Origin of the sequence: Bathymodiolus platifrons methanotrophic gill symbiont (assembly GCF_002189065.1) — a bacterium.
In the GTDB taxonomy this organism is placed as follows: Bacteria; Pseudomonadota; Gammaproteobacteria; order Methylococcales; family Methylomonadaceae; genus Methyloprofundus.
Window position 1 is genome coordinate 1 of record NZ_BDMN01000227.1, and the last position, 8,157, is coordinate 8,157.

General features: G+C 39.9%; 11 protein-coding genes and 3 pseudogenes. 3 read left to right on the forward strand and 11 right to left on the reverse strand.

Going from position 1 to position 8,157, the window contains the following annotated elements; all coding sequences use genetic code 11:
* Positions 1-447: pseudogene (locus CDZ78_RS12930) on the reverse strand (IS701 family transposase); the annotation flags it as partial.
* Between the two features lie 41 nt (positions 448-488).
* Between CDZ78_RS12930 and CDZ78_RS12935 the strand changes: the two are divergent.
* Positions 489-1,673, forward strand: a complete 1,185-nt coding sequence (locus tag CDZ78_RS12935; protein WP_263459150.1) for an O-antigen ligase family protein — start codon at positions 489-491, stop codon at positions 1,671-1,673.
* Between the two features lie 113 nt (positions 1,674-1,786).
* On the opposite strand, the gene CDZ78_RS12940 is transcribed toward CDZ78_RS12935, so the two are convergent.
* The 8 genes from CDZ78_RS12940 to CDZ78_RS23820 all read right to left on the reverse strand — a co-directional run bounded on the left by CDZ78_RS12940 (position 1,787) and on the right by CDZ78_RS23820 (position 5,094).
* Positions 1,787-2,290 carry a pilin gene (locus tag CDZ78_RS12940; RefSeq protein WP_087870384.1) on the reverse strand — a complete coding sequence of 168 codons (504 nt, stop codon included), beginning with the start codon at positions 2,288-2,290 and terminating at the stop codon, positions 1,787-1,789.
* Positions 2,291-2,660: 370 nt separating this feature from the next.
* A complete protein-coding gene (locus CDZ78_RS12945; protein WP_087870385.1) occupies positions 2,661-2,933 on the reverse strand; it encodes a type II toxin-antitoxin system RelE/ParE family toxin in 273 nt (90 codons plus the stop codon).
* Positions 2,926-3,204, reverse strand: coding sequence for a prevent-host-death protein (locus CDZ78_RS12950; RefSeq protein WP_087870386.1), 279 nt, complete (start codon positions 3,202-3,204; stop codon positions 2,926-2,928). Before CDZ78_RS12950 ends, CDZ78_RS12945 begins: the two co-directional genes overlap by 8 nt.
* 126 nt (positions 3,205-3,330) lie before the next feature.
* Entirely contained in the window at positions 3,331-3,495 is a 165-nt protein-coding gene (locus tag CDZ78_RS22060) for a hypothetical protein (protein ID WP_167374296.1), read from the reverse strand.
* Positions 3,496-3,753: 258 nt separating this feature from the next.
* Positions 3,754-3,960 carry a CCDC90 family protein gene (locus tag CDZ78_RS12955; RefSeq protein ID WP_087870387.1) on the reverse strand — a complete coding sequence of 69 codons (207 nt, stop codon included), beginning with the start codon at positions 3,958-3,960 and terminating at the stop codon, positions 3,754-3,756.
* 192 nt (positions 3,961-4,152) lie between these two features.
* A complete protein-coding gene (locus CDZ78_RS12960) occupies positions 4,153-4,347 on the reverse strand; it encodes a type II toxin-antitoxin system YafQ family toxin (RefSeq protein WP_230991025.1) in 195 nt (64 codons plus the stop codon).
* Positions 4,348-4,689: 342 nt separating this feature from the next.
* The gene (locus CDZ78_RS24330; protein WP_373862488.1) at positions 4,690-4,902 is read right to left on the reverse strand and encodes a type II toxin-antitoxin system RelB/DinJ family antitoxin; all 213 of its coding nucleotides are present in this window, start codon (positions 4,900-4,902) and stop codon (positions 4,690-4,692) included.
* A gap of 57 nt (positions 4,903-4,959) precedes the next feature.
* Complete coding sequence (locus CDZ78_RS23820; RefSeq protein WP_280175581.1) at positions 4,960-5,094, reverse strand: hypothetical protein; 135 nt, start codon at positions 5,092-5,094, stop codon at positions 4,960-4,962.
* Positions 5,095-5,263: 169 nt separating this feature from the next.
* Here CDZ78_RS23820 and CDZ78_RS23195 point away from each other — a divergent pair.
* Positions 5,264-5,362 (forward strand): annotated as a pseudogene (locus CDZ78_RS23195) (IS6 family transposase); the annotation flags it as partial.
* 33 nt (positions 5,363-5,395) lie between these two features.
* Positions 5,396-6,112 carry a hypothetical protein gene (locus CDZ78_RS12970; protein WP_140414048.1) on the forward strand — a complete coding sequence of 239 codons (717 nt, stop codon included), beginning with the start codon at positions 5,396-5,398 and terminating at the stop codon, positions 6,110-6,112.
* A gap of 815 nt (positions 6,113-6,927) precedes the next feature.
* On the opposite strand, the gene CDZ78_RS12980 is transcribed toward CDZ78_RS12970, so the two are convergent.
* Entirely contained in the window at positions 6,928-7,647 is a 720-nt protein-coding gene (locus tag CDZ78_RS12980; RefSeq protein WP_087870390.1) for an Lcl C-terminal domain-containing protein, read from the reverse strand.
* A gap of 174 nt (positions 7,648-7,821) precedes the next feature.
* Positions 7,822-8,121: pseudogene (locus CDZ78_RS12985) on the reverse strand (DDE-type integrase/transposase/recombinase); the annotation flags it as partial.
* Positions 8,122-8,157 lie beyond the last annotated feature (36 nt).

The following is an 8,157-nucleotide window of genomic DNA, read 5'->3' on the forward strand; positions in this document are numbered from 1 at the left end:
TGTAATGGATGAGGTAACTAGCAGCAATAATACTATCGTTTGTCCATTAACATACCCGCCGGAGCCTTTGTGTTTCTGCTTGTAAACCTTATAAATACGTTTTGTAGACTTAGATCGTGCTCGGTCTGATTCATCAAAGGCCAACACACCTTCAGTAATGCCATAACGTTTTAAAATTAAGACCACACTCACCCGTAGCAACCACTCCCAGGGTATACTTGCTTTACGAAACACCCAGGATAATGCGGCTACTTTGCAATCTCCAAGGCTTGCTCGCTCAAACTTAGCCCAGCAAAGAGAGTTCATTAGCAGTATGCCCGTTAAACAAGTGCCCAACCAAGCGGCTTGAATCCGTGTCAAAGCGGCTCCGGGTTTTAGCTGATTGAGCGCATCATTTAAATCGTCAATATAGCTTTGGATAAAGGTGGCTGGGGCATTCATTAACATGGGCTTACACCGATAAAATTACAACAACCTCAGAATACCTGATTTTACCTTCTCAATATCAAAAACTTGAACATCGAGTATCAGACACTGACTCTTTAACGGCTTTAGGTTCCGGACGAGATGTAATATGGGGAGCGGCATGGCACATGTATCAGGATAGCCCTTTATTTGGCTGGGGTTTGGGAATGTTTCAGTTTCTTTACAGGCAATACAAACCTCCACTATCTTTTGAGTTAGCCTTTTTTGCACATAATGATTATTTACAGTTTCTTCTTGAGTTGGGGCCTATAGGATTATTGATCTTTATCGCTTTTATTTGCGTACTACTCAAGCGTTTACTGATTTTAATAATAAACTTGGACTCAACACCAGTTAGCCATAAAATTGAGAGCTTTATTTATTTAACGGTCTGCATTGGTCTATTGTTGCATACCTTTTTTACCTTTCATTTATACCAATTAACTATGCAGATTATGTTTGCATATTATCTAGGGCGCTCTACAAGACATTTTTATCTTGCTCAAAGCATTGCAATATATAAGAAGAATCTGCAGCAAGAGAACAAGCTGTACTTCAGTTTATATCGAGGCTTTGTAACTATTGTGGTATTGCTAATGCTTTGTGGTGGCTTGTCTTTATATTATTTACAACAAGCGGAAAAGAGTCAAAATGAGCGACAGCAACTGAATTATTATTGGCTCGCAGGTTTATTTTTTCCTCCATTAGAGCATTATGATGCGCTCAGCGCCTTGGTCTTATCTAAGAAGTTATTAGATATGCCAATCGGGTCATCTCAACACGAAGAAATGGCAGGGCTGGCATTAAAAAAGATTAATGCCGCAATTGATAAAGTGCCTTTGAATGCAAGAAATTATGCAACTAAGGCTGGAATTCTACAAACAATGCGAGCAGATTCTACATCGGTTGTTGAAGAGTACGAACATGCTTTAACAAATACTCCCTTTGATTTTGGAATCCGCTATGATTATGCGCACTTTTTAGTTGCAACGCAACAAACTTCAAAAGCTTTAACTGTGTTATGGGGGGCTTGGGGAGGAGTAAATGCTCGAGTTTACAAAGATGCTATTAAGTTTTTAAAGTATCAGTTAGAACTCAATACCTTATATGGTAACCCTGAAGATAATACGCTGATAGAACAGCAAATTCAGCACTTAGCTAACTTACAAAAACAAGCTGAGTATGGGGTGTATGTCTTTAAAAAATAGCGATTACTAAGAAAGATAATATAAAAAACCATCCAAGCTACCAAGCCTGGATGGTTGGGTTTTGACGATGATTGATTTATAGGGTTAAATCAATCAGCAATGATTCTAACAGGCTATGCTTTAGGCAACAATTTATCTGGAAGACTAACCAGAGGTGTTACTACCCAGCTACATTGCGCTGCTTGAGTACAGGTTGCAGTCCAAATAACGCCCATTCCGGTAGTTATTTGCGAGCTACCTATTTCTGCAAAGTCTAACAGAACAGTAATTGTTCCTGTTGTGGGGGTTGTGGGGGTTGTGGCCAACGTGGAAGTGCCTATCGCTGTAACAGATACAACATATTTGCTTGTTATAGCTGTGGGATCAGCTAAACCTAAAGTACCGTTAGTTGAATTATTAGTAAGTCTCCCTTCACTAAAGGCAAGGGCAAGGGCAAGGGCAAGGGCAGTTTTTGCTGTTGATGATATAGACGCAGCCTCAGAAACCTTTGCTTTAGTCGTATAATCCTGATAGGCAGGAATCGCAAGAGACGCCAAGATACCAATAATCGCAACGACGATCATTAGTTCGATTAGGGTAAAACCCTGTTGTACTTTTTGATATGTTAAATTTTTCATGATTTTTTCTACCTTGTAGTTAAGAAAGAGAATAATGAACTCATTCAAGATCAAGCATAGTTTATGCCAACATAATTTCAAGTATGAAATGCGATAGATTATAGAGTCTGCATGTTATTTTAATATAAAAGCAAAAACAGACTGACAAAAATTGTCATATTCTAACTTTTTCCTTCAGTTGCTTAGGCAAAAAAAAGGACGCGGGGGAGTCGCTATTTTTGCGATAGCTTGTTTTGGGCATCCCAACCAAAAACAACAATAACTGGGGTCACAATGGATAACCAATAACTGAGGTCAGAGTAAGGTTAAATGAGGAAATCAAGGGGTCAGCCAGCTTGATTTTAGGGACTGTATTGGTGTTCCTCTTGGTTCAATTCAAATATACATCATGATTACCAATATCAATCAATACTATCTTGCCATCATTCATTAGCCTTAATGTAAGCAATACTCGATATTGCATATTAATAGAAATCGAATGGCATTGTTTTGTTTTAATGGCATGTAACCTTAAAGAACGGTGATGTGGGTTTATTGATAATAGCTTGAGTGCTTTGCTATATTGATCAATTAGTTCTGAATGTTTCTTAAAAAACTTTAATTCTCGTTTAATATAAGAATCAGGCCGAACAATTTTAAGCATCTTGCTTAATCTCTTGCCTTAATTGTTCTGAAAAGTTATCTAAATCATCAATCACACTAAACTTGCCCTTTATAAGGCATTGCTCTGCTTCATTAATCGCTTTATCTAACTGATATTCTCTATAGTGATTAAACTCCTCTATATCTAAAACTACATATTTAGTCTTTCCACGCACATCGATCAGTACCTGATGTTCTTCACTATTGATCATTGCCCTTTCAATACCTGAAACGCCACTACGCTTTAAATCATTTGCTGTAATCACGGACATCTGCAGCTCCTTGTAAAAGTGCTAATTATAGCACTTAAAATTATGCTATTTGGAAAGGAAACAAAGAGCAGCAATTCAGGGCATTATCAAGCAACCAGAAAATCGATAACTGGGGTCAGAGTAAGGTTAAAGCGGGGAGTCGCTATTTTTGCGAAAGCTTGTTTTGGGCATCCCAGCCCAAGCAAGCGGCAAAAACTTAACGCGACCGCTAATGCCTTCGGCGCCCCAGACGTCCTGCGTACGTGCCACTTCGCCACTACCATCGTAAACTCGGTGCTGGCTTCGTAACACTCCCTCAAATGACTGGACGGCGTTTCGGAATGCCTTTTATTTTGTCTCCACCTACGCTAGCGCTACGATTCCGACAAAACAACGGCCCTACGCCTTCTGGGGACTACCAGCCCTCGCGTTCGCTCTCCATGGCTGGCAGCGTATGAGGAAATCCAGCCAGCTTGATTTGAGAAGTTTTGGTAATTACAGAAATAACAAACAATAAAAAAGCCCTGTTACTGGGCTTTTTTATGAAATTGAATTGCAAGTTTTATTTTATCAGCTTTGTAAACCCTTAACTATTTCAGGAAACCAGGGGCTAAGCAAGATAGCTATATAAATAAACTTTAGATCTGTTCTGGTAAGTAAATTAGCCTGACTGCTTTTGATAGTATTTACTATCTCGTCGGCCTGGGTATCGGTAAAGCCTTTATCTTTTAGAGACTTAACCGCATCTTGTGTATCAAAATTAGGGATTGTTGCCATCTTCTTTCTGCATTTTTTATTTTTATATCAGATAAATCAAGGAGGTCAGCCAGTTTGATTTAAAGTTAAAATAAAAACCATCCAAATTTCAAAAACTCGGTGCGGCCAGAGTTCAATTGTCCAGAAGATCCCGATTGAAACTTATGCTTTTTTACATCCCTTTGAAAATCTGTGTATGACTACCTAATCGTGTTAAGTAAACAGTGTGTTCATCGGTCTGATAGATAAGTAGTGTATCTCCACCCACAGCAATTCTCGAAAGTCACTCCATTCGCCATGCAAGCAATGATCTTTTGACTCAAGAGGCAAAGGTTTATTGCTTAATAACATGGAAACATATAGGAATAATTTTGTTATTTGAGTATCTTTCAGGCGTACATTTTTCATGTCTTTAATAAACGATTTGTGACGTGATACACGTCTTCATTCTTTAGAAAATTCACGTTTTAGCTGTTTGAGTGAAGAAGTTTCCAGGTTTTTTCTTGCACGTCACGTACATCCCGCATAGTGCCTGAGTTTCTTTATTGGGTAATGTGACATTAAAAGCTGAAGTTTCCCAATAATTATTTATGGTAAAATTGAAACTATGCTACAACTATATGAAAAAAATAGTCTTTTCATTCGTTTCAAATGCTATTGCCTAAGGGGAATTAAGTAGGGGTTTGCTATAAACATGGCAAAACCACCTAAAATAAACCTCGATACACCAGCATTGTGTATTTCAGCTACTCAATAATTGGGAAACTTCAGATTAAAAGGTAAGCCTTGTTTAGCAACAATTAAGTTGGTAAAGATATTAACAGCTTCACTAAAGTTTAAGCCAAGATCAGCAAGGATTTGTTTTGCTTCGGACAGTTTTTTGGGTCTAAACGTAAGCTTGTTTGTGTTTTTGTACTCATATTGTAGAATCCTTGGGTGACATAAATAAATAGCATACCATATGGGATGCTATTTTCTCTGAAAAAGTCTCTTCCCAAGGAAGTTCAAGCATTCAGGGGGTCAGCCAGCTTGATTTAAAAAACAGGCGCGCCATGCTACCTCACGAAATTCCGGGACTCCTGTCGCCATAATTCGTTCACCTACGCAGCGGATGGGAGATGCCCTGAACGCCCTGCGTCCGCAACGACTACGCACAAAAGCCGCTTCGTCATTACTACCTCACTGGCTGGACGGCTATTCGGAATGCAATTCTTGCTCCTCTCGCGTGCTGCTAGCACACGTCGAATCAGCGAATTGCCCTGTCGCCTATCAGGGACTAAAAATCACCACTTCGCTAAGCTCCGTTTCCATGATTTTCAGCGGAGGTGTTGAAGTGGATCATGCTACGCTCAATCGTTGGGTTATCCGTTATTCTCCTGCCATTGCTGTGAAAGCTAAATCTCAGAAACGACCTGCGCCTTCTGGAGACTATCATCCCGTCCGGGGCTGACAGCGGATGAGAATGAAACATCATGGGAGCAACAGTATATATATATATGTTTTAGAAGCCAATCTTGTTTTTCATAACGGACTGACACTGCCTTTATTCTCTGAATTCCTGAACCATACTGAGGGGGCCCCCGATGATGCGAAGCAAGATTGCGAGTTAAAGGCATTCAAACGCCTAGCTTGGAAAATTAAGCAAGAATTTCCACAATTACCGATCATGATTTTGCTGGATGGACTCTATTCCAATGGCCCGGTCTTTGAGCTTTGCATTCAGCATGGCTGGGATAGCATGATCGTTTTAAAAAAGAAATCCCTGAAGTCCGTTTGGAAAGCCTTTAATGCCCAGAAAGATCCTGACACCCCCAGCTATGAAGCTGATTGGCGGGGGCGAAAGCAAAAAATAACCTGGGTTAATCATATTCCCTATACACTTAAGGACGCGAACGGGATGAAAAAGACTTTATTCCTGAACCTGGTTGTTTGCAAGGAGGAGTGGCCGGTTGTTAATGCAGACACCACAGAGATTGAGGTTAAATTTAGCCGCCATGCGTGGATTTCAGGCAAGCTACTGACACTCAAAAACGTACATGAACGGTGTAACTTAGGCTCCCGCTACCGTTGGGCTATTGAGGGGATAGCAATCATACTGAAAAGCGCCGTGGTTATTGTTACGAACATGCTTTTTCTTATAACTGGCAGGCGATGTGTGGTTTTCACCATTTGATGCGTTTAGCTCATTTGATCAATGCAATATCTCTCGCCACTCATCGCGTGGTGAAGTGGGTGAAAAAAATGGGGATTCGAGAGTTTCTTTCTTTTGTCAAAGGAACCTTAACCGGCCCGTGGATTAGCAACGATTGGGCCGCACAGTTTTTGCGGCAACCTTTCGAATTTCACATCGAATAATTTCTTTGTGTACTTGTATTTTCAGAGGGCGAACAGTCCTTTTAGGAGAAGTGCGCCTTGCGTTTGTACAAATCACATTTAATAGACGATTCCCCTCATCATTGGTGAAATCCGTAAATAATATAGAGCACAATAAGATGATCTATGAGGAAGAAGTTTTGCATGCTATAAAGACACTGGAATATTGCAAGGTTCATGCGTCAGGGCTGGCGTCTTCATGATAGATTTTGGGACTCCATGTCACAAAAATCGATTCGCCGCACGGCGAATCATTTATGCCCTGGCACGCCCTCCGTCCACCTCACCCATGCACAAAACCCGCATGGCTAAGGCTCCATTAAATAGCTCTACGGCTCATCGGGATAAAATTTTAGCCTCCCGAGCGCGCTGCTAGCGCACTTCGGATTGGCAAATTTCCCTTCGCCTACCACGGACTATTAATCCATCCAAGATTAACAGCGATGGAACTATGTTGCTATTCCAGAGAATACTGGTTTTTAAGTTGTCGAAGTTATTTCGTGCGCGTTCCTTAGGTGCATATTATGACACAGTAGGAGGGATAGGAGTCCATATCATCATTTGTGGGAGCCATGACTGAGCTACTTTGTGCTCAGTCTGTTTATTGCTCTCTATTTAGAAGTTTCTAATTGGTAATAAGCTAAGTGTTAAAGCTTTGTGAGACCAGCATTTTGCACCTGTAGTCAAGTTTTGAACATAATTATATTCATTATTTGCTTGTGTAGATGACCAGAAATAGCTTGGGTATGACAAATTAGGGTCACTCTTTTCTAGTACTTTATGAACACCTAAGACATCAAATATTTTATATAGTTCATGTCTCGATGGAACATACCAATCACTGAATCCTCCAGCCCTAGACTTAGAGACAAGATCAGAAGCTAGTTCGTTATCAAAGTAAGGACTGCAATTTGCTTCTATTGTCTTATCAGTATTAGCCTTACCTGTACCAATATTAACTTTAGTCCCAGGTATAGAAACCCCATGACAACCCCATTCAACATTCTTAATTTGAACTGGTGATGTCTCTAAGCCATGTCTACCTTCATCAGTAATAAGAAATACACGTCCACCACCTATTCCAGTATCACCTAGTTTATAAATAGTCGCACATTCTGTTTCTTGAAACTCATATAAGAAGTTTGAATATTCCTCATCTGACATCCAATACTCACGCATTCTTTGCTCATCACAACTCTTTTCATATTCAGGGTAATTATCCTCAGTATCATACCCAAAGTTTAGGTTAATACCATTAGTACCATCAAAATTAATTGCTAAAGCTGATGATGCCCAAATTGTTAAAAATATACTTAGTAATATTGAATTTTTCATTTTATTTCTCTCTTTAAAAGTTTCTAATTGGTAATAGGCTAAGTTTCAGACCTCCCTCAGCCCAGACCTTCTTACGACCTATAGTCAAGTTTTAAGAATAACTAAACCCGCCATTTGCTTCGGTTCTGTCGCAACAATCATCAAAAGCGCAGACATCCTGGTCTTCATGCATAACTATCCTGCTAAAGCCATAAACTGCTTATAAGCAGGCATATTTTCTTCAGACAATTGTCCCTTTCGAATCATATGTGCTGTTTCAATTCCAGCAATAGTTGCTTGAGCGGAGTGAAACGCTTTGAAGCCCATCATCGGTTTTGTTATTTTTTTGATAAAGCGGTGATCCTGTTCGATGATGTTATTCAAATATTTAACCTGTAATATGTCGATCATGGTGGTAAACCCTGCTAGGATTAACAAGAGGTTAATATTGGCTAATCCTGCATAGTTAGCGCCACTTTTATCCATAACGACCTGTATATGCTAAACAGACTCAACCCCAAAAATTCTACG